At 65.9% G+C, this 26,639-nt stretch carries 25 protein-coding genes and 1 tRNA gene; 9 read left to right on the top strand and 17 right to left on the bottom strand.

All coding sequences use genetic code 11. The features are described from left to right. Nucleotides 1–92 precede the first annotated feature (92 nt). Entirely contained in the window at nt 93–1,352 is a 1,260-nt protein-coding gene (locus JOE57_RS19100) for a cytochrome P450 (protein ID WP_204916393.1), read from the top strand. 22 nt (nt 1,353–1,374) lie between these two features. Here the strand turns inward: JOE57_RS19100 and JOE57_RS03365 are convergent, their stop codons facing one another. Next, entirely contained in the window at nt 1,375–2,820 is a 1,446-nt protein-coding gene (locus JOE57_RS03365; protein WP_204916392.1) for an alpha,alpha-trehalose-phosphate synthase (UDP-forming), read from the bottom strand. 120 nt (nt 2,821–2,940) lie between these two features. Here JOE57_RS03365 and otsB point away from each other — a divergent pair, with 120 nt between their 5' ends. Together otsB and JOE57_RS03355 are read left to right on the top strand one after the other, a co-directional pair. Further along, the gene (gene otsB / locus JOE57_RS03360) at nt 2,941–3,789 is read left to right on the top strand and encodes a trehalose-phosphatase (protein ID WP_338041133.1); all 849 of its coding nucleotides are present in this window, start codon (nt 2,941–2,943) and stop codon (nt 3,787–3,789) included. Nucleotides 3,790–3,813: 24 nt separating this feature from the next. After that, nucleotides 3,814–4,197 (top strand): cupin domain-containing protein, encoded by a 384-nt coding sequence (locus tag JOE57_RS03355; RefSeq protein ID WP_204916391.1) that lies wholly within the window; start codon nt 3,814–3,816, stop codon nt 4,195–4,197. A 21-nt stretch (nt 4,198–4,218) separates the two neighbouring features. On the opposite strand, the gene JOE57_RS03350 is transcribed toward JOE57_RS03355, so the two are convergent. Continuing rightward, entirely contained in the window at nt 4,219–4,509 is a 291-nt protein-coding gene (locus tag JOE57_RS03350) for a hypothetical protein (RefSeq protein ID WP_204916390.1), read from the bottom strand. A gap of 93 nt (nt 4,510–4,602) precedes the next feature. Here JOE57_RS03350 and JOE57_RS03345 point away from each other — a divergent pair. Beyond that, nucleotides 4,603–4,676 (top strand) — tRNA-Ile (locus JOE57_RS03345). Between the two features lie 24 nt (nt 4,677–4,700). Here JOE57_RS03345 and JOE57_RS03340 read toward each other — a convergent pair. The 7 genes from JOE57_RS03340 to JOE57_RS03310 all read right to left on the bottom strand — a co-directional run bounded on the left by JOE57_RS03340 (nt 4,701) and on the right by JOE57_RS03310 (nt 10,267). Beyond that, on the bottom strand, nt 4,701–5,822 hold the full coding sequence (locus tag JOE57_RS03340) for a tyrosine-type recombinase/integrase (RefSeq protein WP_204916389.1): 1,122 nt from the start codon (nt 5,820–5,822) through the stop codon (nt 4,701–4,703). Nucleotide 5,823: 1 nt separating this feature from the next. Beyond that, on the bottom strand, nt 5,824–6,033 hold the full coding sequence (locus tag JOE57_RS03335) for a helix-turn-helix domain-containing protein (protein WP_204916388.1): 210 nt from the start codon (nt 6,031–6,033) through the stop codon (nt 5,824–5,826). Nucleotides 6,034–6,252: 219 nt separating this feature from the next. After that, on the bottom strand, nt 6,253–7,773 hold the full coding sequence (locus JOE57_RS03330; RefSeq protein ID WP_204916387.1) for a replication initiator: 1,521 nt from the start codon (nt 7,771–7,773) through the stop codon (nt 6,253–6,255). Further along, on the bottom strand, nt 7,770–9,218 hold the full coding sequence (locus JOE57_RS03325) for an FtsK/SpoIIIE domain-containing protein (protein WP_204916386.1): 1,449 nt from the start codon (nt 9,216–9,218) through the stop codon (nt 7,770–7,772). Before JOE57_RS03325 ends, JOE57_RS03330 begins: the two co-directional genes overlap by 4 nt. Continuing rightward, on the bottom strand, nt 9,218–9,415 hold the full coding sequence (locus tag JOE57_RS03320; protein ID WP_204916385.1) for a hypothetical protein: 198 nt from the start codon (nt 9,413–9,415) through the stop codon (nt 9,218–9,220). The genes JOE57_RS03325 and JOE57_RS03320 overlap by 1 nt, the downstream gene beginning before the upstream one ends. Then, nucleotides 9,412–9,867 carry a hypothetical protein gene (locus JOE57_RS03315; protein WP_204916384.1) on the bottom strand — a complete coding sequence of 152 codons (456 nt, stop codon included), beginning with the start codon at nt 9,865–9,867 and terminating at the stop codon, nt 9,412–9,414. Before JOE57_RS03315 ends, JOE57_RS03320 begins: the two co-directional genes overlap by 4 nt. Before the next feature lies 1 nt (nt 9,868). After that, the gene (locus JOE57_RS03310) at nt 9,869–10,267 is read right to left on the bottom strand and encodes a hypothetical protein (protein ID WP_204916383.1); all 399 of its coding nucleotides are present in this window, start codon (nt 10,265–10,267) and stop codon (nt 9,869–9,871) included. A 141-nt stretch (nt 10,268–10,408) separates the two neighbouring features. On the opposite strand from JOE57_RS03310, the gene JOE57_RS03305 reads away from it, so the two are divergent. Further along, nucleotides 10,409–11,626, top strand: coding sequence for a helix-turn-helix domain-containing protein (locus JOE57_RS03305; protein WP_275588290.1), 1,218 nt, complete (start codon nt 10,409–10,411; stop codon nt 11,624–11,626). Between the two features lie 21 nt (nt 11,627–11,647). Next, nucleotides 11,648–12,109 carry an NUDIX domain-containing protein gene (locus JOE57_RS03300; protein WP_338041132.1) on the top strand — a complete coding sequence of 154 codons (462 nt, stop codon included), beginning with the start codon at nt 11,648–11,650 and terminating at the stop codon, nt 12,107–12,109. 220 nt (nt 12,110–12,329) lie between these two features. Here the strand turns inward: JOE57_RS03300 and JOE57_RS03295 are convergent, their stop codons facing one another. Together JOE57_RS03295 and JOE57_RS03290 are read right to left on the bottom strand one after the other, a co-directional pair. Continuing rightward, complete coding sequence (locus JOE57_RS03295) at nt 12,330–15,428, bottom strand: tetratricopeptide repeat protein (protein ID WP_204916381.1); 3,099 nt, start codon at nt 15,426–15,428, stop codon at nt 12,330–12,332. 212 nt (nt 15,429–15,640) lie between these two features. Further along, a complete protein-coding gene (locus JOE57_RS03290) occupies nt 15,641–16,048 on the bottom strand; it encodes a hypothetical protein (RefSeq protein ID WP_204916380.1) in 408 nt (135 codons plus the stop codon). 786 nt (nt 16,049–16,834) lie between these two features. On the opposite strand from JOE57_RS03290, the gene JOE57_RS03285 reads away from it, so the two are divergent. Beyond that, nucleotides 16,835–17,881: a hypothetical protein gene (locus JOE57_RS03285; RefSeq protein ID WP_204916379.1), complete on the top strand. Its 1,047-nt coding sequence runs from the start codon at nt 16,835–16,837 to the stop codon at nt 17,879–17,881. Between the two features lie 132 nt (nt 17,882–18,013). Here the strand turns inward: JOE57_RS03285 and JOE57_RS19280 are convergent, their stop codons facing one another. Continuing rightward, complete coding sequence (locus JOE57_RS19280; RefSeq protein ID WP_420827696.1) at nt 18,014–18,931, bottom strand: reverse transcriptase family protein; 918 nt, start codon at nt 18,929–18,931, stop codon at nt 18,014–18,016. A 153-nt stretch (nt 18,932–19,084) separates the two neighbouring features. After that, nucleotides 19,085–19,828: a hypothetical protein gene (locus JOE57_RS03275; RefSeq protein ID WP_204916377.1), complete on the bottom strand. Its 744-nt coding sequence runs from the start codon at nt 19,826–19,828 to the stop codon at nt 19,085–19,087. A gap of 907 nt (nt 19,829–20,735) precedes the next feature. Between JOE57_RS03275 and JOE57_RS03270 the strand changes: the two genes are divergently transcribed. Then, nucleotides 20,736–21,488 carry a type ISP restriction/modification enzyme gene (locus tag JOE57_RS03270; RefSeq protein ID WP_204916376.1) on the top strand — a complete coding sequence of 251 codons (753 nt, stop codon included), beginning with the start codon at nt 20,736–20,738 and terminating at the stop codon, nt 21,486–21,488. 499 nt (nt 21,489–21,987) lie between these two features. Here the strand turns inward: JOE57_RS03270 and JOE57_RS03265 are convergent, their stop codons facing one another. Both JOE57_RS03265 and JOE57_RS03260 read right to left on the bottom strand, forming a co-directional pair. Then, nucleotides 21,988–22,368, bottom strand: a complete 381-nt coding sequence (locus tag JOE57_RS03265) for a YciI family protein (protein WP_204916375.1) — start codon at nt 22,366–22,368, stop codon at nt 21,988–21,990. An 89-nt stretch (nt 22,369–22,457) separates the two neighbouring features. Next, a complete protein-coding gene (locus tag JOE57_RS03260; RefSeq protein ID WP_204916374.1) occupies nt 22,458–23,183 on the bottom strand; it encodes a DinB family protein in 726 nt (241 codons plus the stop codon). Nucleotides 23,184–23,504: 321 nt separating this feature from the next. Here JOE57_RS03260 and JOE57_RS03255 point away from each other — a divergent pair, with 321 nt between their 5' ends. Further along, nucleotides 23,505–24,413, top strand: coding sequence for an aldo/keto reductase (locus JOE57_RS03255; RefSeq protein ID WP_420827665.1), 909 nt, complete (start codon nt 23,505–23,507; stop codon nt 24,411–24,413). 37 nt (nt 24,414–24,450) lie between these two features. Here the strand turns inward: JOE57_RS03255 and JOE57_RS03250 are convergent, their stop codons facing one another. Further along, the gene (locus tag JOE57_RS03250) at nt 24,451–25,236 is read right to left on the bottom strand and encodes an isocitrate lyase/PEP mutase family protein (RefSeq protein ID WP_338041130.1); all 786 of its coding nucleotides are present in this window, start codon (nt 25,234–25,236) and stop codon (nt 24,451–24,453) included. Nucleotides 25,237–25,751: 515 nt separating this feature from the next. Then, nucleotides 25,752–26,591, bottom strand: coding sequence for a phosphotransferase (locus JOE57_RS03245; RefSeq protein WP_204916371.1), 840 nt, complete (start codon nt 26,589–26,591; stop codon nt 25,752–25,754). Nucleotides 26,592–26,639 lie beyond the last annotated feature (48 nt).

Below are 26,639 nucleotides of genomic sequence, written 5' to 3'. Positions count from 1 at the left end.
GGCGTTCCATGTCAGCATGACGGTATGTGCTCTGCGGATTGTCGAGTCGTCGTCGAGCCGGACACGGCGCGTCACCCGATGAGGTGGCTGCGGTGAGCCGGCTCAGCTCCCTCAGCTCCGGCGCGAAGTTCGTCGGTCAGATCTACCTCGAGCGGGCGTTCACGGCTTACGCGGCCCACGTCCGGCATGATCCGATCGCGCTGACCAGCCTGCGCAGATACCAGGCCGACCCCTACCCGGTCTACGACCTCGTTCGCAGCCGCGGGGCGATGCAGCCGACCCGGCTGGGCAACTGGGTCTCGGCCAGCTACGGCATCTGCAACGACGTGCTCCGCAGCCGACAGTTCGCGGTCAAGGGGGAGGAGCCGACCGGCGACGACCCGGTGCCGCGCGACCTGCTGGACCTCTCGTTGCTGGCGCTCAACCCGCCCGAACACACTCGACTGCGGCGGCTGGTGGCACCGGCGTTCACTCCGCGACGGATGGCCACCTACGCGACGAAGATCGAGCAGCGGGTGGGCGAGCTGCTCGACACGGTCGACAGCCGCGGCGGTTTCGACCTGGTGTCGGAGTTCGCCAGCCCACTGCCGATCTCGGTGATCGCCGAGCTGCTTGGGGTTCCCGACGTCGACTCGGAGGCCTTCGCCGAATACGGCTCGGTCATCGCCGGCGCTCTGGACGGGGTCCGCTCGGTCGGTCATCTGCGCCGGCTGATGGCGGCCCAGCGCCAGCTGAGCCGCATCTTCGACGATCTGTTCGAACTGCGCCGGCACGAGCCGCGCGACGACATCGTCTCCTCTCTCGTACGCCAGCAGAACGACGAGATCACCCCGGAGGTGATCGCCCCGCTGTGCCGGCTGCTGCTGCTGGCGGGGTTCGAGACGACCGTCAACGCGATCGGCAATGGGGTGCGAGCGCTGCTGGCCAACCCCGAGCAGTGGCGGTTGCTGGTGGAGGACCCGAGCCGGGCGCCGCAGGTGGTGGAGGAGGTGCTCCGCTACGACCCGCCGGTCCAGGTGACCGCCCGGGTGTCGCTGAAGGACATGGAGCTGGGCGGCGTCCAGGTCAAGGAGAACCAGTGGGTGGTCACTCTGATCGCCGGGGCCAACCGCGATCCGGCCGTGTTCGCCGATCCTAACCGGTTCGACATCACCCGCACGTCCTCGGTCGAGCACTTGGCCTTCTCCGGCGGCATCCACTACTGCCTCGGGGCGCCGCTGGCCCGGCTCGAGCTGGCCGCCACGTTCCGGGCGCTGGCCGAACGGCTCCCGCAGCTGCATCAGGTGGGCAAGGTGAAGATGCGCCGGGCGACCGCGATCCACGGTCCGCAGGTGCTGCCGGTGGCCGGCTGACGCGTCGTAACGGGTGGAGCCGTCAGGGGCGGGTCGCCTGCAGGTCATCGAGGAACAGCTGGGCCCAGCGGTCGATGTTGTGCTCGGCGACCTGGCGGCGCATCACCCGCATCCGCCGAGACTTGGCCCGGTCGGAGTCGTGCATCGCCTCCATCATCCGGTCCTTCAGCCCGTTGATGTCGTACGGGTTGACCATGTAGGCCTGCCGCAGCTCCTTGGCTGCACCGGCGAACTCGCTCAGCACCAGGGCGCCGTCGTCGGCCTGTCGGCAGGCGATGTACTCCTTGGCCACCAGGTTCATGCCGTCCCGGAGCGGGGTCACCACCATCACGTCAGCGGCCAGGTAGAGGGCGGCCATCTCCTCGCGCGGATAGGAGGAGTGCAGGTAGGTGATCGGCGGGCGGCCGATCCGGCCGATGTCGCCGTTGAGGCGGCCGACCAGCCGGTCGATGTCGTCGCGGAGCAGCCGGTACTGGTCGACCCGTTCCCGCGACGGGGTGGCGACCTGCACGAACACGCAGTCCTCCGGGTCCAGCAGCCCGTCTCGGACGAGCTCGCCGAACGCACGGATGCGCTGCATGATGCCCTTGGTGTAGTCGAGTCGGTCGATGCCGAGGAAGACCGTCTTCGGGTCACCCAGGTGGTGGCGGATCTCAGCCGCCCGGGCCGCGGTCTCGGGTCGGGCCGCCAGCTTGTTGAAGCCCTCGGTGTCGATGGAGATCGGGTAGGCCCGGGCCAGCACCTTGCGGCCGTCGGGCAGCCGCACGGTGTCGCGCTGGGTCTCGTACTTCAGCCGCTGGCGGACCAGCCGGACGAAGTTCTGTGCACCGCCGGGCAGCTGGAAGCCGACCAGGTCGGCGCCCAGCAGGCCCTCGATGATCTGGTTGCGCCAGGGGAGCTGCTGGTAGAGCTCCATCGGCGGGAACGGGATGTGCAGGAAGAACCCGATCCGCAGGTCCGGGCGCTGGGTGCGCAGCATCTGCGGGACCAGCTGCAGCTGGTAGTCCTGCACCCAGACGACCGCGTTCTGCTCGGCGACTTCGGCGGTCCGGTCGGCGAAGCGCTGGTTGACGGTGACATAGGCGTCCCACCATTCGCGGTGGAACTCCGGGTGCGCGACCACGTCGTGGTAGAGCGGCCACAGGGTGCCGTTGGAGAAGCCCTCGTAGTAGTCCCGCACCTCCTGGGCGGACAGCGTGACCGGGACCAGCTGCAGCCCGTCCTCGACGAACGGGTCGTGGGTCTCATCGGGCGAGCCGACCCAGCCGACCCAGGCGCCGTGCTTGGCCCGCATCACCGGTTCCAGAGCGGTGACCAGACCGCCGGGTGACGTACGCCAGTCGGTGGTTCCGTCGGGCAGTTCCACCCGGTCGACGGGGAGCCGGTTGGCGACCACGATGAACGATGCGGTGGGACCTGCGGACCCGGACTGGCCGTCAGACTGCTTGCGCCTCGGTGCGGCACTCATATGGTTGTTTCCTCCCTGGTTCCCACGCGAGCCTAGTGGGCGCTGCCGCTCGGCTGTCTACCCACCTGTACCCCCGGGTTCGGTTGGCGAAGCCGGGTGATCATCTGAGAGAGTCATCTCGTGTGTTCTTACGGACCGATGAGTGAGGCCGCGGCGCAGGCGCTCCGAGCCGTGAAGTCCCAGCCGAAGGCGACGCTGCTGGCGGTCGATTTCGACGGCACGCTGTCCCCGATCGTCGACGACCCGGCACAGGCCTATGCGCATCCGGATGCCATTGCGGCGCTGGGTCGACTGGGTCACCACCTGGGCACGATCGCCATCATCACCGGAAGGCCGGCGATGACCGCGGTCAAACTCGGCCATTTCAAGGAGATGACCGGGCTGGAGTCGCTGGTCGTGCTCGGCCAGTACGGTGCCGAGCGCTGGGAAGCGGCGACCGACCACTTCGAGGCCGCTCCCGAGCCGAAGGAGATCTCAGAGGTCGAGGACGAGCTGCCCGCGCTGTTCGCCGAGCTGGGTCTGACCGGAGTCCGGATCGAGCACAAGGGTCGGGCGATCGGCGTGCACACCCGCGAGCTGGACGATTCGCAGGGCGCGTTCGACGCATTGCTCAAACCGCTGCGTGAGCTGGCGAGCAAGTATGGCCTGCATCTGGAGCCCGGCAAGAACGTGTTGGAGATTCGCGGTTCCGGGATCGACAAGGGTGATGCGCTGCGCCGGCTGCTGGCCGACACCGGCGCCAGCCAGGTGATCTTCGCCGGTGACGATCTTGGGGACCTGCCGGCGTTCGAGGTGGTGCGAGAGCTGCGCGACGAGGGGCATCCGACGCTGCTGGTGTGCTCGGCCTCGGAGGAGCAGGACGCGCTGGCGAAGATCTCAGATCTGGTGCTGGACGGGCCGCAGGGTGTGGCGGAGTGGCTGACCGAGCTGGCTGACAGCCTGGATACCGCCGGAGCGGGCTCGCGGTAGCGGGTTTTCGTCTAGCCTGCAGTCATGAGCGCCGCGCCGAGTGGGTCGGGGGAGAGCCTCGACCCGGTGACCACCAACCCCGAGCGGTACCGGGTGCTGTTCGAGAACGAGCGGGTGCGGGTGCTCGAGTACGTTGACCAGCCCGGCGCGCGAACGACTCCGCACCAGCACCCGGACAGCGTGATGGTGACGTTGAGCTCGTTTCGTCGTCGGCTCTCCAGCGACGGGCGAACCTCGGACGTGGAACTGCCGGCTGGCAAGGCGGTCTGGCTGCCGGCCCAGTCGCACAGCGGGGAGAACATCGGGGACTCCGAGACCCACACCTTGTTCGTCGAGCTGAAGGATCCGGTCGGCTCGTCCGGCGTCGAGCCGAGCACCGAGCAACCGTTGGGACCCGCGTCGGTCTAGCTCACAGGCGGCGCCGCAAACTCAGTCCTGGCCCCCGCGACGCTGGATCAGAGCGATGATCTGCGGCGACCAGGAGACCAGCGTGTCGACGGTGACCCGGAGTGGCTTGGCCTTGGCGTAGGCGATGCTGCCCCGGATGGAGACGGCCCGATAGCCATGCGTGCGGTGCCAGTGGACCTGGCTCGCCCCCTCGACCAGACCGAAGACCAGGGCGAACACCCTGGCGAAGTTCTTCGGGTCGGCTCGCATCCAGGTCCACAGGTCCTGGGCGTTGCGCCGTACGTCGTCGGCCGTCGGTATCCGCTGGGTCATGTGCCGATGGTCGCACATCATCGGTGCCTGTGTGGGTGTCTGTCGGCACGCCTGAGCGCGTTACACTCGGAGCCCTTCGCGCCTCACGGGCGAGGGGCGGTAGCTCAGCCGGTTAGAGCAGGGGACTCATAATCCCTGGGTCGCGGGTTCGAGCCCCGCCCGCCCCACAGAGGTGAAACGCCTAGCCACAGTCATTTCTCGTCGTCCGAGTGATGCGGCCCGGACGTGGCAGAGGTGGCTATGTGGCACATTTGTGGCACAGCCGCGTCCATGGCGTCCGCCACGGCGTCCAACTCGTCGGCGAACAGACTCGCGTAGATGTCCAATGTCATCGCCGCCGAAGCGTGGCCAAGCATCGACTGCACGGCCTTCACCGTCGCCCCGGACGCGATGGCCAACGACGCCGCGGTGTGGCGGAGATCATGCGGTCGTGCGTGGTCCAGACCCGCGGCAGCCCGGGCAGGATCGAACACCCGAGACCGCCAGTTGCGCAACCGCAGAACCGACCCGTCCGGCGAAGTGAACACATGATCATCAGGCGCCTTGCCCGCACACGCCGCCTCCAGCAGCGGCATGAGGGAGCGCGGCACGACGACCGTGCGACGCTGGTGCGTCTTCGGCGTTCCAAACACCACCCGCCCTCCAACCTCAGAGGCGACTTCACGGATGTCAAGCCGGCGACGCGCGAAGTCCACCCGCCGCACCCGCAAACCAGCGGCCTCCCCGAACCGAAGACCGGTGAAGGCCAGAACCAGTATCAGGGGTGCATTCTCCGGCCCAGCGGCCGCGGCCAGTCGACCAACCTCGTCGGAAGTCAGAGACCGAGGCTCTGACCGCACCTGGCGAGGCAGCTTCACCCCCTCTGCCGGCGACCGGCCAATCCGTCCGTCGACCACCGCGGCATTCATGATCATCGCGAAGACCCGATGAATCTGGCGGACGCTTCCAGGTCGCAGCCCGGCCGCGCTCAGCCCAGCCAACCAGGTCGCGACATCGGAATGGTTCACCGACGCCAGAGTCCAACTTCCCCAGTACGTCACAATGTGTTGCTTGACGATGCCCTGGTATCGATACGCGGTAGACGGCTTCAGATGACCCTGACCCGCCATCCAAGTCAACGCATACGGACCCAGTCGGATCTTGCCGCCAGCCGGGTCGATGTACTGCCCGCGATGTGTCTCGGCACGCATCTGATCGAGCCAGCGCTGAGCATCGACGCGCCGAGTGAAGGACTTCTTACGTTGCCGGCCAGACGGATCACGCCATCGAGCGAGCCAGTGCCCGTCGCGTGTATCGCGGGCAACGCTCGCCACGTCAGGCCGCCGTCTGTGACTGAGCCCAAGCGCGCACACATGACGGGAGAAACCGCAGATGCCGCCCGAGGCGCAACGCCGGCGGTCCATCACCACGCACCCGCCAGGAATAAAGCGTGGCCACAGGCACACGCAAGTAACTACTCACGTCGCCGATGGTCCACAGTGCACCCGCGTCACCATCGTCCGCAATCTCATCAACACTGATCATGATCAACTCCCGCTAAACGTGGTTGCGTTCTCGGCCTCCCCCGATGGGGATGGTGTGGTCTGCGTCCCGGCGGTCAAGGGCCTCGCTGCGCTCGGTCCTGCGGATTCGCTGCGCTCACCCTTGACAGCCGGTCCTTCGACCCAGATGCGGCTGGTTATCGGGGGAGGCCGAGCTGTGGTCTCCTTCGCCAGCACGCCGTTTGGTGGTCCGAGCGCCGGGTTAGGGTGCCCTGGCGGGGTTGCCGAATGAGTTGTCCACAGCCGCGGCGGCTTTCGCCGTCTCGTACTGGGCCCGCCAGCGGTGCCGTTCGGCGATCGAGGCGAGCAGCACCCGGGCGTAGGTGGCCTGGTCGGGGTTGGTGTCGGTCCACACGAACCTGGGTGTTCCGTCGGGCAGGGTGACGTCGGCGGCCATCCGTTCGGTGTCGGGTGCGATTATTCCGGCGGAGAGGAGCGCTTCGCGGACGACGGTGGCCCGGTCGGCCTTGTGTTGGGTGAGGGTCTTGCCGGACCACTGGCGGGAGACGAGGACACGGCGGCCGCCGAGTCCGAGGTTGTCCCGGTCGTGCGCGGGGGAGTCGCAGTGGCCGGGTTGGAGGCCGGGGCCGGCGTTGGCGGGTTGGATGCCGTAGCGGAGCCAGTTCGCACACGTCGGGGTGCAGGGCAGGAACCGCAGCTCGACGTGCAGCCGGTCCACATGCCGCAGGTAGGCCGGGTCCGCCGGGTCGCCGTCGGGGGTGTGGGCGTCGCTGATGGCTTTGGTGAGGTACTTGGTGAGGTAGCGGACGGCCCGGTCGGCGTCCGGGGAGGGGGCGATGATGCCGGCCATGTCGACTTGGCGGCCGAACCGCAGCAGATGGGCTGGTGTCGCGTCCGGGTCGGTGTCGAGCTGGTCGAGAGCCTGCTGCCAGCTGGGCAGCGTCTCGCCGGTGGCGGGGTCGACGTAGTCGTGGCCGTCCCACACCGGCAGCCGGTCCACGTATACCGGGGTGTCGAACGGCGGCCACCACAGCTGCAGATACGTCGCCTTCACGACCTGGCGGAGGGTGGCGCGGGGGATGGCGCCACGGATCGCGGCGTGCAGATGGGGCGCGAGGCGGCGTTGGGGTTCGACGGCGGCGAAGTACTGCACCTTGTAGCCGGCACTACGGCGCAGGTTCTGCCAGAACCGGTCGACCAGCTTCGGGAAGTGCAACGCATCCAGCGCGGCCCGCCGGTAGTCGTAGCTGCCCGGATCGCGCGGTGCCCCGGTCGAGGTGACGGAACCGTAGGAGCCGAGCGTCAACGTCACGAACATCGACGGCCGGTACTCGCGCCCGTCCGGGGTGGTGAAGACCCGGCCCACGGTCCGATCCTCGGTCGGGACCCGCGGCAGGTCCGGCGCATCCTGCCGCCGCAGCGTCGACCGAGTACGACGATCAGACTCCTGCTCACCGTCGTCGTCGAGTTCCTGCCGTTCCGGCGGGTCGGCGTTGGCACGGGTGGAGAGGTCGGGTTCTTGGGTGCGGTGCCAGCCTTCGGCGCACTGTTGCATGCGGAGCAGTCGGGCCTTGTGCGCGCAGGAGGGGCAGACGTTCTCTCGGGTGGACCCGCACGGGATCGCGACCAGGTCCTCGGTGCCGGTCTGGCGGTCCTCGACTCGGCGCAGCAGGGGCCGGATGCACACCTTCTGGGCGATGGCGAGCTCGCGTGCCATGTCGGCGGTGATCATGGCCAGGTCGAGGGCGGCGGTGAGTCTCATGCCGCTGCACCACCCTTCACAACCGTCAACGCCGGCACCCGGGCCGGTTGGCCGAGGGTGGTGATCGTGTTGTCGGTGATGTGGGAGAACCGGACCCGGACCGGCTCGGCGATGCCCTCGACGGTGACGTAGCCGACGCCGGGTAGGCTGTCGGGGATCAGGTCACACCGGGCGCCGCGGTTGCGGGCGCCGGGGCCGAGGACCAGCGCGACCTGTTCGGCCTCGTTCAACCTCAGGGCGATGCGGGTGGGGAACAGGTCCCGCATCGGCAGCACGTCCTTGCGGGGGTCCTGCACCGCTCCGATGACGACGACACCGACGGCGCGGCCCTGGGACAGCAGCAGCCCGAGGGCGGACTCGATCCGCTTCTTCGCCGTCCGGTCGGCCACCCAGCCGGTGAGTGCGGCCAGCTCGTCGACGATCACCACGATCAGCGGCTCATCGGTCGAGGGGGTGTGGAGCCGGGTGATGCCGCGGAGGCGGTCCTGCCGGGACCGCATCACCCCCACGGCGTCCTCGAGAATGTCCGCGAACCCGGCCTCGTAGCCGGCTTGGTCGGTGCTGTCGCCGTGGGCGAACCGGTCGAACAGGTGCCGGCCGGGGGCGAGTTCCATGCCGCCCTTAGGGTCGACCGCCCACACCTTCACCACACCATTCGCGATCGACGGGGTGAGGCCGGTGACGATGGACCACAGCACCGAGCCCTTCCCTGCACCGGTCGCGCCGACGATGAGGATGTGGTTCCCGACGATTCGTAGCCGCCAGGTGCTGCCGTCCTCGGCTCGGGCGACCGGCAGACCAGCATCGAGGCCGGCCCGGTCGGCGGGGAACGGGTTGACCAGTGCCGTGAGCGGGTCACAGACCAGCAGCCACAGCTCCACCAGATGCGGCTTCGACGGCACAGACCGGGTGCGGCAGTCGGTGGTGCCGAACGTCTGCGCCAGCCGGTCTGACACGGCCGCGTAGTCCTCCAGCGTCTGACCGGGGATCATCCGCACCGTCACCCGGTCCACCGACGAGGTCGAGCGGGCCCTCAGCAGCGGCGGCACATAGGTGGTGCCGTTCCGGGTGACGGTCAACCCTGCGGTGTCCATCGCGGTCGTCCACCGCCGCCGATACACCCAGCCACCGCGCAGCCAGCCCCGGACCGGGCCAGACACGCCCCGGTGGAACCCGTCGGGCCAGCGCAGCCGCCACCCCAGCAGCACCAGCAGTACGGTGCCGAGGATGCCCAGCAGCAGCGCGAGACCCAGGACCTGCCAGGCCACGATCCCGACCACGACGACGGACAGGCCCAGCAGAGCGGCGGGGCATCTGGCGATGAGCACCAGGAGCCGCCACAGCCGGCGGGCCAGCCAGGCGAGCACAACCGCCCACACCGCGACCCGGACCGGCTGTGGGCTGACGCGGAGGGGTGCGTCGGCGCGAACCTGTGACAGCGCCATCACAGCGCCCGGAGTTGGCGGGAGGTCCAACCACCCAACGACGCCAACGCCTGGTTCAAGCCGTCGCCGATCGGTGTCACACCCAGCACCAGGCCGAACAGCACACAGACGATCACCACCGACAGGCGGGCGACCTTCATCCGCACCAGCACCGCCACAATCACGCCGAGAATGACCGCGACACCGACGACGCTCATGACACCGCACCGATCTCGACGTCAGGCCACGACACCAGTGGCGCCAGCCGACCGTACCGGACCCCGTCCTCGGTCGCGATGAGCTCCATATGCTCATGCGACCCGCCAGCATGCGCGAACGCCGCCAGGATCAGGACCAGGTTCACCCGGTCCACACCGGCCAGGATCCCGCCCACATCCAGCAGCGGCCCAGCCGACACCAGCGCCTCCACCACCGCCAGCACCCGCTGCTCGCCACTGGACAGCACATCGGTGTGGCCGCCGAACTCGTCCGCGTCCAGCCGCCACCAGCCGGGACGCTCACACGAGCGCACCCACGGCCAGCCCGCAGCGGCGAAACGGCCACCGAACGCCCTCACCAGCAGCTCCACCGCCGCCTCCTCGGCGTAGGCGCCCTGCGCCCACCACCGAAGACCCTGCACCACCACCGACGGCTCAGTCTGGTCAGCCATCTCAGGCAGCCTTCCCGGCCTCGGACCGCCGCGGCGCCGCCAGACCCGTCGCCCGCAAGGAGTAGGCAATCCGCGGCCGCGTCCCCTCCTTGATGTAAGGGGTCACCGTCAAACCTTCCAGGACCACCGGCCGCACGGGCGCGCCCGCGATCGCCTCCGGCGGCACCGGCTGCACCGCAGCCGCCACCTTCACCTTGAATGTCCGCTCGCGCGCCTCGGGGTCGAAGTCCATCACCTCCACACTCCACAACGGCAGCCCCGACTCCTTGTCCCGCGCCTGCACCCGGTTCTCCTTCGTGGACACGTCGAAGTCAGCAAGCGCCGTCACAGCACCGACAACGCCGACCCCGCAGGGGAACAGCTCGCTGCATTCGATCTTGAACGGACCTTGAATCGCCATTGCGATCTCCTTATGACAGGGGCCGCGCACTCCCGGTCTGGAGTGCTTCTGATCGGCCTGCTATCACCGTCAACCCGTTCCCGCTGATCCACCCGCAAACAGATTCCGGGGTCTGTCACCACCGCGTGCCATCCTGATCTCATGAAGGGGGCGACGAACCACCTCACACCCGGTCAGCGGGTGGCCTACTACAGGCGTCGGAGAGGCATGTCGCAGACGGTGCTGGCCGAGCTGGTCGGCAAGACCGTCAGCTGGATCGAGAAGATCGAGTCCGGCCGCGCGAACCTGCAAGTGCTGCCCAACATCGCAAGGCTCGCCGAAGTCCTCGACATCGCACCTTACGAGCTGTTGCCGGACGACATCGTCGACGTAGAGGCACTCACGCGTGGCCGCAGCGTCCCCGCCCTGCGACAGCGACTGCTCTCCTACCGTTTTGTGAACCCGCACTACCTCAGCGAAGAATCACCACCCGTTTCACTCGACGTGCTGACCCAAGCCGTCTCCGGGATCTGGTCGGCTTATCAGGCATCTCGGTTCGGCTATGTCGTCGCCGAGCTGCATCGGCTGTTGCCCATCGCGTCGGCCACCGCCCATGCCAGCAGCGACCAGGCGAAGCAAGCTGCGGAGGTGCAGATGGCATACCTGTACCAGGTGGCCTCCTGCGTGTTGACCAAACTGGGTGAGCAGGACCTTGCCTTCAACTGTGCCGACAGGGGCGATCGACTTGTCCAAGACAGCGACGACCTGGGCGCGAAGACCTCCGTGCAGCGCTCGATTGCCCACGCCCTGCTCTCCAACGCCCAATATGACGACGCGATGGCGGTCGTTGAGCACACCCTCCGGCTGATCCCCGCCGGGACACGGGACCCCAGGCTCATCTCCACCTTAGGCACCCTGCACCTCGTGGGCGCGATGACGGCCGCACGGATGAAGAATCGAGCAGCCGCCCAGGAACACCTCGGCCATGCCCAGATCGCGAGCGTCGCGCTTGGCGAGGACGCGAACTACCTGTGGACCGCCTTCGGCCCGACCAACGTCGCCATACACCGCGCCTCAGTCGCGGCTGAACTAGGGGACTACCAACGCGCTGCCGCACTGGGCGAGCGGATCGACGTCTCCCCGATGCCGATGGAGCGCCAAGTCAGGCACCGGTTGGAGGTCGCCCGGGCCCTCCACTTCCAGCGACGCCAACGTGACGCGCTCGCCCTCGTCATGCGCGCCGAGGCCAGCGCCCCCGAGCAGGTCCGCCGCCACTTCCTTACTCACGCCCTGCTGCATGACTGGCTCCGCAGCCGCCACATGGCACCTTCCGCCGACCTCCACAGCCTCGCTCGGCGGGCGGGTGTCCTCGTCGCCTAGCGGCTCCCATATCCTGAGCGTGTGACTGTTGAGTCCGAGCGATTCGCGACGCCACGGGTGGCCGCCGGCGTGCTGTTCAAGGACGCCAGTGGCCGGATACTCCTAGTCAAGCCGACCTACAAAGATGGCTGGGAGATACCGGGAGGCTACGTCGAGATAGGCGAGAGCCCACGAGCCGCAGCCGCCCGAGAAGTCAAGGAAGAGCTCGGTCTGGATGTCCAGCTCGCCGACCTCTTGGTGCTGGACTGGGCGCCCCACCCCGACGAAGGAGACAAGCTCCTCGTCATCTTCGACGGCGGGCGACTCGACGCGGTCCAGGCCGGCAAGATCAACGTGGCCAATGACGAGCTGTCAGCCGCAGAGTTCTTCGCTGCCGATCGCCTAGACGATCTCTTGCCCGCACGTTTAGCTCGGCGAGTCATTCACGCCGCCCAGGACAGAGTTGACACCTACCTGGAGCACGGGGCCGCACCCGGGACGTGACATCGATCGGTGCGCGTTCGAGCGTGCCTGTTCCTGGCGCGCTCCTCGTCCATAGGCCTTCCTACTCGACTTCACGGCGCCGCTGTGCGTGTCCTCGCTTCGCTGCGGGCCGCACAGCGGCGGTGGCCTTCAGCGCATGCTTTGAAGCAGTCCCGCACTGACTTGCGTCGGAGGCGCCTCCTCGAGCTTAGACGCGCATCACGGAACTGGCCGGTCGAAGCTAACTGATCTTGCTTCCGCTGCCCTGCTCGGATGCCGCGGGGGAGCGGCACATCCTGGCCAGCTCGGTCCGCAACTGGCTGATGTCGGGGTGGTCCGGGCCGAGGACCCGCTCGGAGTCGCTCAGGGTCTGCTGGTAGAGGGGGATCGCCCGGCCGAGGTCGCCGGCCGACCGGTAGGCGCCGGCGAGGTTGTTCCGCGACGTCAACGTGTCGGGGTGGTCCGGGCCGAGGACCCGCTCGGAGTCGGTCAGGGTCTGCTCGTACAGGGGGATCGCCCGGCCGAGGTCGCCGGCCGACTGGTAGGCGCCGGCGAGGTTGTTCCGCGACGCCAACGTGTCGGGGTGGTCCGGGCCGAGGACCCGCTCGCGGTCGGGCAGGGTCTGCTCGTACAGGGGGATCGCCCGGCCGAGGTCGCCGGCCGACTCGTAGGCGCCGGCGAGGTTGTTCCGCGACGCCAACGTCTGGGGGTGGTCCGGGCCGAGGACCCGCTCGCGGTCGGGCAGGGTCTGCTCGTACAGGGGGATCGCCCGGCCGAGGTCGCCGGCCGACTCGTAGGCGTAGGCGAGGTTGTTCCGCGACGCCAACGTCTGGGGGTGGTCCGGGCCGAGGACCCGCTCGGAGTCGCTCAGGGTCTGCTCGTACAGGGGGATCGCCCGGCCGAGGTCGCCGGCCGACTGGTAGGCGTAGGCGAGGTTGTTCCGCGACGCCAACGTGTCGGGGTGGTCCGGGCCGAGGACCCGCTCGCGGTCGGGCAGGGTCTGCTCGTACAGGGGGATCGCCCGGCCGAGGTCGCCGGCCGACCGGTAGGCGCCGGCGAGGTTGTTCCGCGACGTCAACGTCTGGGGGTGGTCCGGGCCGAGGACCCGCTCGGAGTCGGGCAGGGTCTGCTCGTACAGGGGGATCGCCCGGCCGAGGTCGCCGGCCGACTCGTAGGCGCCGGCGAGGTTGTTCCGCGACGCCAACGTCTGGGGGTGGTCCGGGCCGAGGACCCGCTCGGAGTCGCTCAGGGTCTGCTGGTAGAGGGGGATCGCCCGGCCGAGGTCGCCGGCCGACCGGTAGGCGTAGGCGAGGTTGTTCCGCGACGTCAACGTCTGGGGGTGGTCCGGGCCGAGGACCCGCTCGCGGTCGGGCAGGGTCTGCTCGTACAGGGGGATCGCCCGGCCGAGGTCGCCGGCCGACTCGTAGGCGCCGGCGAGGTTGTTCCGCGACGCCAACGTGTCGGGGTGGTCCGGGCCGAGGACCCGCTCGCGGTCGGGCAGGGTCTGCTGGTAGAGGGGGATCGCCCGGCCGAGGTCGCCGGCCGACTCGTAGGCGTAGGCGAGGTTGTTCCGCGACGTCAACGTCTGGGGGTGGTCCGGGCCGAGGACCCGCTCGGAGTCGGGCAGGGTCTGCTCGTACAGGGGGATCGCCCGGCCGAGGTCGCCGGCCGACTGGTAGGCGTAGGCGAGGTTGTTCCGCGACGCCAACGTGTCGGGGTGGTCCGGGCCGAGGACCCGCTCGCGGTCGGGCAGGGTCTGCTCGTACAGGGGGATCGCCCGGCCGAGGTCGCCGGCCGACTCGTAGGCGTAGGCGAGGTTGTTCCGCGACGCCAACGTGTCGGGGTGGTCCGGGCCGAGGACCCGCTCGCGGTCGGTCAGGGTCTGCTCGTACAGGGGGATCGCCCGGCCGAGGTCGCCGGCCGACTGGTAGGCGCCGGCGAGGTTGTTCCGCGACGCCAACGTGTCGGGGTGGTCCGGGCCGAGGACCCGCTCGCGGTCGGGCAGGGTCTGCTCGTACAGGGGGATCGCCCGGCCGAGGTCGCCGGCCGACCGGTAGGCGTAGGCGAGGTTGTTCCGCGACGCCAACGTGTCGGGGTGGTCCGGGCCGCACCGGCCCAGCGCTTCCATCAGCATGTGATCCCAGTAGGCGGCAGCGGACGCTGTAAGACCGGCGTCGGAAAGGGACCGCCCGCTACGAAACAGCACAGGATGAGCACCTGATGTGTTGTCCCAGAGGGCGTCTGCGTTGATGCTCAGCAGGACGGCCGTGTTGGCGCGGAGTGACTCAGACAACACAGGGTTGTTCTCGATCACTGGCCACACGTCCAGCAGTGCATCGGCCCCCACCAACACAACTTCGGCGATTTCGTCTGAGGAGAGTGTTTGTAGGATGGCTCGGCCGGTGATGTTGTGCATGCGCACCGCCCGAGGGTTTCCCTGTTTCGGGTCGTGGTTGAGCAGGGACAACCGGTCTAGGGCGCGCACCGCCTTTCGCGCCGCCGGCGCTGCAATCAGGTCTTCTTCTCCCGCTCCCGTCCGGCCAACCAGGAACCGTCGGCTGGTCTCGCTGGTGAAAACCGCCTCCGGAGCGCCGGCCGGATCGCAGACGGCGACAAGCCAGGCCAGCGGCCGCGCCAGACCGACAGGATCGAGATGGTCTGCGGCGTCTATGGCCAGCGTCCATGTACCGGCCACGGTCCGCCCGTACTCGTCGGCATCCGCATCAGGGGGGAATAGGTCCTCCAAGGTGGCTGTTCGATCAGCAAATAGACCTCGGTAATCACTACAGGAGATGGCCTGGTCCATGATCACCGCTGCCGCTTGGGCCAGGGCCAGTGGGAGGAAGCCCAGGTCTTCGGCGAGACCACCCGCCTCGTCCAGCACGCCGTCGGGCAGATCGTCCAGCTTCGGCGACAGCCGCTGCTCCAGGTAGCTGCGGGCCTCGGCCGGGCTGTAGACGCCCACATCGATCTTCGTGCGGCCACCACCCGACAGCGACGCGTCCGTCCTTCGCGTGGTCACGACCAGCTGGCCCCGCCGGGGCGGCCACAGCCCTGGCATATCCGCAGGCTCGTGCAAGTCATCCACCACCACCAGCCACGACCTCGTCGTTGCGGCCAGAAACCCGACGAACGCGCTGGCCAGGCCCTCTGGCCCCACCTGGCGGTCGGCCAAGTCCAGCCGCATCGCCGCCTCCGCGTACCCCGTGATCACCGCAGTCCGAGACTCCGCGCTCGCCCAGACCCGCAGATCGGCGGTCGCCGCGGCGAAGAATCCAGCGGCGATCTGGGACTTGCCGACCCCACCGTCTCCGGTAAGCACCTGCCGCAGTTCTGCCACGCCATCGCCCTGGCCCATCCGCTCGGCAACTGAACCTCGCCGCTGGAACGCCGACGCAAGCGGCGGCGGCGACCCCACCACCACCGGCCAGTTTATCTCCCGGCGAGGGGTCACCATGTTCACCGTATTGTCTCCGGGCCCGATGACGCCCACACGCGCCTGATCGGACACCGAGATGGAGCCCGGTGCAGGCCCCGATCCTTCGGCGGCCATCACCGCTCGCCGTCCGTTCGTGCCGGCGGGCTATCCCCCATATCGACGGTGTTATCGCCGTGCCCAACCACGCCCACCCGGCCCTGATCATTCACCGTGACAGTCGCATTCCCGATCCGCGTCCCCGGCGGCACCTCCTTCAGCACCGCCTCCGCCGCCGCGATCACCTCGTCATTCGAGTCCACCCCGGTGTCCTTGATCTGCTGCCGCAGCGCCGGCTCCCACGCCTCCGGAGCCTTCTCATGCTCGTCCAACGCCACCTCCGCCGCCGGCTTGTCCGCAAACGCCCTCTTCAGCAGACCCTTCAAACCAGCGTAAGCGTCCTTCAACGCAGAGGACGCAACATCTCCCGCCCCAGCAGCTGCACCCGCCACCAACGCCGCCACAATCAACGAAACCGGATCCACAGCCGTCACCTCTTCAGCGAGTAATCGAACCGTTCACACCATCATCACCAGAATCATGCAGCGGTAGCAATAGCTGTTAACTGTGAGGTCATCCCTGGCCGGTGGACACCGTGACCCCCAGGGTGAAGCCAGGGCAGACAAGACGCGCACCCCACCAACGAACAGGAAGCATCATGAATGTCACTTCCCCATATACAAGGGCAAGGTCCACCCTTTCTGTGCCTAGCCCGAAATCTGCAATTCAGACACACGACCTGACAAGCAGGCGCCAGCCTCTTCAGGCTTTACCCCCGCCGGTAGCGGGGAGTGTCTCGTAAAGGGGCTCTTCTTACTTGAGGTGGGGCTGGTCAGTCCGCCCGCCGATGAGGAACAGTAGCCGGTAGTTGTCGAGGTTGCGGAAGCCACGGGCGATCCGGCGGTGGAGCTCGATCAGGCCGATAGCTTCAGTGCCGCCTTGGAAGCGCGGGCGGTGTCGGAGTAGGCCAGGAACGCTGTCCGCCACCGTTACAGGGTCCGGCCGAGGCGTGCGACCCCGGGGATCGGGCACGACGCGAAGGTGGCACGATCTGCTCGGCCAGGCGCCGGCCGGTGGCCGGCTCGGGCTGGTGATAGACCCGCCGAGTCTCCGGCACGAACGGAACGCTCGTTGTCCCCGTGCATTGCTGAATATCCCTCTACCTCATCAAGAGCCTCGCTCCGCTCGGCCGCTGGCGCGTGTCCTCGCTTCGCTGCGGGCCGCGCCAGCCCGTCGAGCAGCCAAGACGCCGGGCAATTAGCATCCAACCCATGCCGAACGAGCCAGCGGGCACAGCAGCACCGACTCTGAGCGCCCCACCCTATCTTTGGACCGACTTCCTCACTGCTGCTGAGCGTTTTGCTAGGTCAGCACTCGATCACTATTCACCCGACGACGCGCCATTCTTCTTCCTTCACGCTGGTGCGAGCGTAGAGCTGGGCGTGAAAGCAGTCCTCTGCCGGGCGAATCCCGTACTTCTCCTTGAGAATCAGCGGTTCTCTGAGACGGCCTTATTACGATTCGCAGGGTTCCGGCCCGCTCCTCGCGCCACGCGCCCAAGCAACGCGGCCAGCAGGGACGACGCTTTCCCTTACACAGTTGGATTTGTCAAGTCGATCGAGCGCCTCGATCTGCTGTATGGGAAGGATACGCTTGGGGACGAGAGGGCGCTTCAGGAGTTGAAAGCCGTGCGAGATCTGACAGCACATGGTAGCCAAAGCAGCAAACAGGTCAGCGCCACGATGCATAGGGTGATTACCGCGTTCGTCCAGGCGATACATCGGCTGCTTCCCTTAATGGATCGCACTCCGGAGGACTTTTGGGCGGAGCACTCGACGCTAGTCGAACACGTAATGCGCAACGATTCGGAATCTGATCGCCAGCAGGTTAAGACACTTTACGCCGCCGCACAGAGGCGATTCGCGAAGCGGTACGACGGTTTGAATCCCGAGGACCTGGAAGGTAAAAAGGAAAGCGCACACTACGATCACCAAACGTCGGCTACTGAGCGGCGGAAGTGCCCTGTCTGCTTCTCGGTCGGCCTATCGCGCGTTAGCGCTGAGTTGCACCGCGAGACTGACCGTCGGGGCCGCTTGAAACTCGTGCCGGGATTCATGTCTATAGACTTCCAGTGCTTCGTGTGCGGCCTGGTACTAGAGGACGAAGTGCTTGTCGCTGCCGCAACTCCCGAGTTCGAGCCCTGGGAGCCGGAGGAGGATTATCTCGATTTCTGGGTTGATACGTTCGGCGCCGAGAACCTGACCTCAGAGGCCATCAAGACGCTAGGCATCGATTGGCTGGATGGAGGGGTCACCTAGCATCAGCTGACCGCGTTCTGAGCTAGAGCCGGGCGAAGCGACGAGTTCGGCTCAAACGGATGGCGCATTGAAGCAACAGGACGTTGATGTGCTCACCGAGCGCATATCTCCTGGTACAGCTTGAGCGATCTATCAGAAGTCATCTGGTATATGGAGCTCGTCAAGAAGATCATCCCAGTAGTCCGACGGATCAGGCCTCTCGGGTGCCTGAGGAAGCCTCGCAAAGATCGCGCATCGAAGACGCGCCGCAAGTTCGGGGTGAAGAGTTCCCATGTAGTTGATCCAGCCTCGGAGCTGGTAGGGCGTAAATTGCCGGCTACTTCGAGTCTGAGCCTCTGAGTATCCATACTGCGCAATGTAATAGGCCTGCTGTCTCAGCAACCGCTTCATCCGTCTGGGGACATGAGGTTGATCCGATTCCCCGACATACAAACCTGTCACGTATTGTGGTCCGCCACGACGCATAAATCTAGTCTTACGGGCATTAACGGCGTACCCAGCGCTAGAAAGCATCCGCGCAATCTCAGCGCAATCGTCGTCTGTTATGTCGGTTCCCGAAAAGGTCAAATCGTCCGCATAACGCGTGTACGTCAGGGTCCGAGACCCCGCCCACTCGTGTAGAGCATCGTCGGTTGGCAGAAATACCATGTTCGATAGAGTCGGACTCGTACTGAAGCCAGCTGGTAACGAGCCGTGTATACAGCAGCAGTCGCTGATCAACGTCGACGCATCATCGCTGAATCCAAATCGAAGCATCGCCTCGCGCACCGCCGACTTCTTGATCGATTCGAAGAATGCCGACAAATCTAAGCGAAGGACGATCTCCTTTGAGAGGTGCGCTTGGGCATTCGTCACGATGCTTCGCTTAGGCACGAAGCCGTGGACCCACTCTGGGGGGCTGTAACTCGACAACGTGTCAATCCCACGTCGCAGCAACTTCAAATTGTGATCGAGCTCGGAAACCGGCCGTAGTACCGTTCGACTACCGCCACCCCTCTTCGGAACCTCAAGCGTTGAATATCCGAGGCCGCGATCGAATGTGAGGGCCATCTGCTGGAGTGCGGACGCTCGTACGCCTGCTACGAATCCCAGACGTGCCGCAGATCTCATTCCAGAGATCCTGGGGAAGGTGAGGGCGGGCCGAAGCGCCTACCATCAATCGTCAACGCGTGCAGACTCGCACACCGAGGGCGTCGCCCCCACCTACGAGACAAGAGTACCATCCAACGCGTCCGGCAAGTCTCGCCTAGCAACCAGCCCGTCTTCCATCGAACGCACAATTGAGAATGATCGTCTGATTGCCCGCATATCTCGCCACCGATTGTCCGCAGCATCTGTTGGCCTAGAGGGCTTGTCGCCCTTCTCCGCCCACCAGGACCCAAATGTATGCAAAACATAGTCAGCAATTGCCAGCAACGGCGGGTCTTTCTTAGCGCCGACGCCCACCGTAATTTTGGGCTTTCGGCCGCGAATCTTGCCACAGACCGATACCACGAGTGGCTCAAGATAAAGATTCAACTGCTGATGTTGCTCGAAGTGAAAGACAATCTCGGCCCGACTGCGGTGTCGCTCCACAATTGTCCGAACCGTTTCTGCATATAGCATGAGAACAAGCTTAAGATCGCTGAGGTCGGGTCTGCGCTTCCTGTTACTAAAGATGATGTAACTGTTGAATCCGACAGCATGCGAGAGATAGTTTATGAAGCGCGTTGAGACCTCGAATGGATCAGCCGTCTTGTGGAAACCGTCTCTGACGAACTTCTCGAAACTTGCTAAATCGTCCATATAGTAGGAATCGGCAAGGTCGTGGTATAACTCCTGAACCTCCCGGTTGAGGTCCAAGTAGTGTTGTTCAACAACGACAGCACAAACTCCAACTACTGGGTCGAACGTTTCGTCGAGTGCAACGTGCACAACTGCCTCGTCTGGTGCTCGATCCCCATCCACGCCCTCACTGTAGTGCTTGGTGCTGACCTAGGTCGCCGCGGCCGGCTGAGGAGAGAGCTGCTGGTCACAGACTGCCCTAAGGGTCGACGGGTGATCGCCAGGCTAGGCACAGGGGTGGCTGGTTCCAAGAGCCTTGCAAGGGTGCGAGAGGGATGGTGACGCCGAACTGACAGCCAATCGCCACCGATCCTGAGGTCAGCGGAAGGACCCGCACGGACCGCATTGAGCCAGTCTGAGCCGGCTAGCGGCGACTCGGGCTGCGCGGACACGGAAGGGGTCACGCCCGTACCGAGGGAGCCTCACCATCGCTGCCAGCGGATACCTTCCGGTTACCATCCGTCGCTGGAGACCGGCAACAGCGGCAGACACCGAGGCTCAGCCGGCTCAGTGCAGGACCACTTGCGGCGCCTCGGACGAATCAGCGGATTGGAGGTTGGCCAGCCGGAGTTCAGGCGGGTGGCGGCGAACCGGCGCTTAGCCGACCCGCCCGCTGGCGTGCCCGTCGAGCGTGGCAATGGGCAACAGCAAACGCGCCGTCTTGCACCGTGGACGCAGCAGCGAAGCTGCGGGCAGCACTCCCTGAAATGCCGAGTGATATGAAGGTGCTGGGTTGCAGAGCCATTCCCGACCTACCTCCAACGCGCACAGGTCTCCTACTAGCCCCCAACAGGGAGGCTTAACTTGCGGGTTGGGGTGAACCGCCTTGCCTGGACCGACAACAGAGCCAGGCCAACACCGTCGCCGCTCTAACGGAAATAATCGGCGGCATGGCAACCGTGCACGAGGTCATTGAGGCCTTCCGGCAAGCCCCCAGCAACTCGGAGCGGGGTACAAAGTTCGAGCAGCTGCTGGTCCGCTACTTCGAGCTGGATCCGCTGCTAGCGAAGAAATACGACCAAGCCTGTCGATGGATCGACTGGCCAGATCGCAACGGCAATATGGTAAAGCGGGGCAGTTTTTCCCACGCTGGACCTATAAAGCGGTCGGTCAGCACGAGCACCTGCTTTCCGATTCGGAAGATTCCATTGACGGCTACGGCCGTATTGACAACGTCAGCGACTCGATCCTCGCCGACTACCAGAAGACATTCGGCCAAGAGGTCACCAAGGACGACATCTATTGCTACGTCTACGGATTGCTTCACTCACCGCAGTACCGAGAGACCTTCGCCGCCGATCTCAAGAAAATGCTTCCACGTATCCCCAAGGTCGACTCGGTCGATGACTTCCAGGCCTTCAACAACGCCGGGCGACGGCTGGCCGACCTCCACCTCGGCTACGAGACCGTCGAGGCGTACCCGCTAACCGAGCACATTACCGGCACCCTCGACAGCAACGACCGCGAACCGTGGCGGGTCACCAAGATGCGCTGGCGCTCCAAGACCGACCGCTCCGCCATCGTCTACAACTCCCGTGTGACGCTGACCGGCATCCCGGACGAGGCCCACCGCTACTTGCTGGGGTCGCGTACAGCTCTGGAGTGGCTGATCGACCGCTACCAGGTCAAGACGGATAATGCCTCGGGGATCGTCAATGACCCCGACGACTGGTGCGACGAGCACAACGACCCCCGCTACATCGTCGACCTAATCAAGCGCGTCACCACCGTCAGCGTCGAGACCGTCCGCATGATCGAGAGCCTTCCGAAGCTAACCTCCTGACGCGTTCGACGAGAGACGCTGATGCTTACCATTCTGCTTACCGTTCGATGCGGACATCACCGATTCCGCATGAACACCGACGCACCGTTGGCTGGCTCGTCAAAGACAGCGCACGGACGCTGACTGTCGATGGCATGGAAGAGGTCAGCTACGAGGACCTGGCGGCGTCGTGGCACAGGTGTGGCACATGCCGGTGCGATCCACCTGTAAGCATTCCGACCCGGCGATAGTCACATCAGGCTCTTGAGCTCGGATGTCGCGACTCCGACCGAACATCGACCGACCTCATAATCCCTGGGTCGCGGGTTCGAGCCCCGCCCGCCCTACTTCGCAGAACCCCAGATCAGAGGCCACTTGTGTCTCCGAGGTCGAACGGCAGGACGTCCGCGGACCCGCCCTGAACACGCAAGTAGTCAGTACGCGCGAGCCAGAGCGGCCGCCTCGTCCAGGCGGTCCGCGACTCGATCCGCCCGCTGGGACACTCTGCTCTGGGGTGTGTTCAGGCGTCGTCGGGACGCGACTTTCGGTTGCCTGCCTGACGGAGCATCGCTTCGATCTTGGGGTCGAATCCGAGTTCCCAGACTTCCTGGTCGCAGCGGCACGCGGCAGCCCACTTGGCAGCCCATTTGTGCGCTTCCTCGCGTGAGGGCACCTCGATCACGGTGAGTCCGCCCACGGTCACCGGAGGGCCGTCGGTCACCGTCCCGTCGGCGGCCACGATGCTTGCCCTCTGGCCTTCCAATCCACTGCCGCACACCCACACGCCGGCGTCGATGGCCTCCTGGCTGACCGCGTGGGCGGCCTTGTCAACATCCGGCATATCCTCGTCGGGGATGTGGTCCATTGCGTGGACGTCCAGGACCAGCACGTACTGCGGCATTTCACGACTCCTTCCCGGACCGCCGCGTTCCGGCGGTTCACCTGGTCCACGAACGGTAACCGCGCGGTTCGACAATGCACCGCAGGCTCCTATGCCCCCAGTCGTGAACGTGACAGTTTGTCCAGGTCACGCATGCAGAACCCGTGGTGAGCCCATTCCTCGTTGAGCACGGTGCCGAGGCATTGCCGCACGGTCCGCCCCTTGGCGTACGGGGGCCATCTGTCGTCGTCGGGCACCGGCGCGGTGCGCGCGAGCTGATCAGGTGTGACATCGGCCAGCCATGTCTCGATCTCCGAAGCCTGCCGGACTCGTACGGCGAGCACCTCGTCGAGGCTCGGTTGGGCGGACGGATCGAGCCCGTTCTCCTCCTGGTCCATGACCAACGGTGGACCTAGACCCAGGGCCGTGAACGGCTCGGTGAGCCCGAGCACGCAGCGTCGGAACCATGAGTCGTGCACGAAGACAAGGTGCCGCAGGGTTTCGACCATCGACCACTCACCGTCGACGCCGTGATGTTCGCTGTTCTCGGGCATGGACCGAACTCGCTCGGTCGTCGTCGCCCAGTCGTCCCGCAGTTGCCGCCAGGCCTCTCGCAGGTCGTCCGGCTGATCGGAGCGGAGCAACAGCCTTAGCGGGTGACGGCGGTCGAGTTCCGCCTCGACGTACGACATCACCTCGACCCCGTTGACCTCGAGATTGCTGACCAGACCGTCGATCTTGGCGTCCTGCATGACCACACCGACCATCCGCGCTCTACTCAGGTCGCATTCCCGGAACTCTGCGCCGGTGAGGTCCTCATCGTCGAAGCGTCGCATGCAGACAGGCTAGGCTGCGCCGCGTCGCACACGCCACGCCCGGATAGGCCCCGATCCGCACATTCATGCCGCGCTCGAGAACCACAGCCCGCACCCGGCTGCCACGGCGGCAGACAGAGCGGGAGGTCCCGTCGGATCAGCTGGTCACAGTCGATCTCCTCCGAAGGAGTCAGAGCCGAGACTCCATTGAGGCCGGTCCTGGCATAGCGTCGGCTAGGTTGAGAGGCCCTGAAGCGCTGATACCGGGTGGGAGGGATGGACATGGACTACGTGCGTCTTGGGAAGTCTGGTCTCAAGGTCAGCCGAATCGCGCTGGGCTGTATGAGTTTCGGTGACAACTCCCGCAGCCTGCATGCCTGGTCCCTGGACGAGGACGCCTCGCAGCAGTTCTTCCGTCAGGCGGTGGAGTTAGGGATCACCTTCTGGGACACCGCAAACGTGTACAGCTCCGGGACGTCCGAGGAGTTTGTCGGGCGCGCCGTCAAGCGTTACTCCCGCAGAGAAGACATCGTGCTGTCCACCAAGGTGTCCGGCAGGATGCACGACGGTCCCGGCGGTTCTGGCTTGTCCCGCAAGGCGATCCTGGAGCAGTTGGACGCGTCGCTGACCCGACTGGATACCGACTACATCGACGTCTACTACATCCACCGGTTCGACGACGAAGTTCCTGTCGAAGAGACAATGGAGGCCCTGCACGACGTCATCAAGGCCGGCAAGGTGCGCTACATCGGGGCGTCATCGATGTACGCCTGGCAGTTCGCCAAGCTGCAACGCGCCGCCGACCAGCACGGGTGGACCCGGTTCATAGCTATGCAGGATCAGTACAACCTCCTCAAACGCGAGGAGGAGCGGGACATGCTGCCGCTCTGTGCGGACCTGGGCGTCGGGTGCACGCCGTACTCGCCGCTGGCCAAGGGACGCCTCACCCGGCCCTGGGGCACCCAGACCAGTCGATCCAGCACCGATGTCGTCGCAAGAAGCTTCGACCTTGCGGTGGACGAGCCCGTCGTCGAGGCCGTTCAGCGCGTCGCCGAACAGCGCGGCGTTCCGATGGCCCAGGTGGCGCTGGCCTGGGTCCTGTCCAAGCCTGTCGTGTCGGCTCCCCTCATCGGTGCCACAAAGCCTCACCACCTCGCCGACGCCGCCGCAGCCCTCGAACTCCAGTTGACCGAGGACGAAGTTGTGGCAATGGAAGAGCCCTATTCACCGCAAGCACCGTTCTGGTGGTGAAGGTGGGCCACCTGAAATCGTTGTGGCGACCGACGGCTCAACCGCTGAGCAGGCCGTCGACGTTGGGCAGCTGCTCGAACTGCCCGAACGTTCCTGCCTCCGCGATCTCTCGAGCCGCTTCCAGCCACCCTCGCCAGGCGCTGCGGGCAAGCGTGCCACCCACGCTGATCCGCCGCACGCCCACGCTTGCCGCTTCCGCAACTGTCGTGAACGGCGCGTTGATCAACAGGTTCACAGGCTTCGGTGACACCGCGCCCACGATCGCGACGACGTGATCGAGGTTGTCGATTCGCGGAGCGTACAGGCAGTCGGCACCCGCCTCCGCGTACGCGCGCAGCCTACGGATCGTCTCGTCAATGTCGGGGCGGCCGCACACGAAACCCTCAGAGCGACCGGTGAGAACGACACCGGTGCCGCTCTCGTCTATCGCCTCTCGTGCGGCCCGAATGCGTTCGACGGCGAGTTCGATGTCGAAGAGGGGATCCGCCTCGTCGCCACTCGAGTCCTCAATCGACAAACCCGCGATCCCCGTGGCCACGGCAGACGTCACGTGCGCCTTGACGCCCTCCGGCTCGACCGCGAATCCGCCTCTGAAGTCCGCATTCACCGGGGCCGCGACGGCATCCACGACGACGCGGAGATGTGCCAACGTCTGATCGAGAGTGACCTGGTCGTCCGTGCGACCCAGGGTCCAGGCCAGGCCGGCGCTCGTGGTGGCCAATGCCTTGAAGCCCATCCGTTCCAGAGCCTTCGCGCTGCCGGCATCCCACGGGTTGGGCATCACGAAGCAGCCGGAGGAATGCAGGTGGCGGAACGTGGTCACCCGATCATCATCTGTAGTCATGCCACACCTCTTCGGCAAGTGGTCGTGATCCGACCATATCGCTCGCGGGTGTTCCGGGGACTCCTTCGCCTGGCCCGGTTCTTGGGCGGCTACTGGCTGCCGAGGGCTCGAAGACTCCCCGCCTCACGATCATCGAGGGTTGGCTGCTGACCATCAAGCCATTGGGTGGCGGCAGACAGTTCACCCAGGATTTCGCAGAAGGCTGCTGCCCGGGCGGGGGGATCCAGGGGGAGCACTACTGACTCGATGAGCAAGTCGATTAACTCACCCTTGATACGTGCACCTCCGCTGGCAGAGAGGTTGGTTGTATGGGTCGTTGTCAATGGTGGACCTGCCCGACGAATGGACCTTGGGGTATCGGGCGACGAAGTTTTCAGGGAAACCGCGGCATGAAAACGGCGGTTCACGTCCCGACCGGCTGTTGGTCAGCGACATTCACGTTACCGCGCCACCCAGCCTCGCGCTAGCCCAATGAGGCCCGCGACCAATGTTGACTATCCAGACTCTTGCGAGTCGAGCGCTGCCCTGAGCTGGCTGAGCCACTCTGTGCCCAGCAGGCGCCCATCGGGGAGTTGGTCGCCTTCATCCCAACGCCAGGCGGTGATCATCGCCAACACGAGGATGCGGCACTTCCGCAGCACGTCTTTGTTGACTCCCGGATAGTGCGCGCCGACTTCTTCCGGCGCATGGGCCAGGTCGAATTCGATCGGTCCACGACAACACGTCTCGAGGTCTATGAACAACACCCCGTTCTCGGTGCTGAGCACGTTGCCCGGGTGCGGCTCGCCGTGCAGCAACTGCTCGCCGCCGCGTTCACCGATCTCTCGTCTCAGCTCGCGTAGGGTGTCGCCCAGGAGCTTTCGGTCCGCGTCGACGAGCGCCGGAGTGCTCGCAGGGCTCGCCACGAGCCGTTGAGCCGAGTCGATCCGTTCCGTGAAATGCGGTGCAGAGACATCGAGTTGGCGCATGCCGGCATGCAGCCGATTGAGGGCAGCGGCGTAGCAGGCTGCTGAGATCTCTCGAGATGTCGCAGGTTCGTAGTAGGTCCAGAACGTGACCACGAAGCCGTCACGCTCGTACACGCCTGGCTCCACTCGAGGTTCCAGAGCTGCCACCGGGCATCCAAGATGCGCGAGCCGTTGAGCAAGATCAACTTCGAATTGTGCGACCTGATGCGCGGCAGGTGCCACCCGGGCCACAGCGTCACATGGCAGCAGACGCAGGGTGAGCTTGTTCGAGTCATGAAGAACGATCGCGTCGTCGGCGCTCAGGCCCAGTGATAAGGCGATCGACGTGGCTGCAGCAACGGCACGCTGGGACTCTGACGCCTGCATCCCTCTCCCTTGAGCTCTGCGCGACCTCGAAGCGGTACAACCTCACGC

The organism is Microlunatus panaciterrae (assembly GCF_016907535.1).
In the GTDB taxonomy this organism is placed as follows: Bacteria; Actinomycetota; Actinomycetes; order Propionibacteriales; family Propionibacteriaceae; genus Microlunatus; species Microlunatus panaciterrae.
Note: the sequence above shows the minus strand (reverse complement) of the source record. Positions and strands in the feature narration are given on the sequence as shown.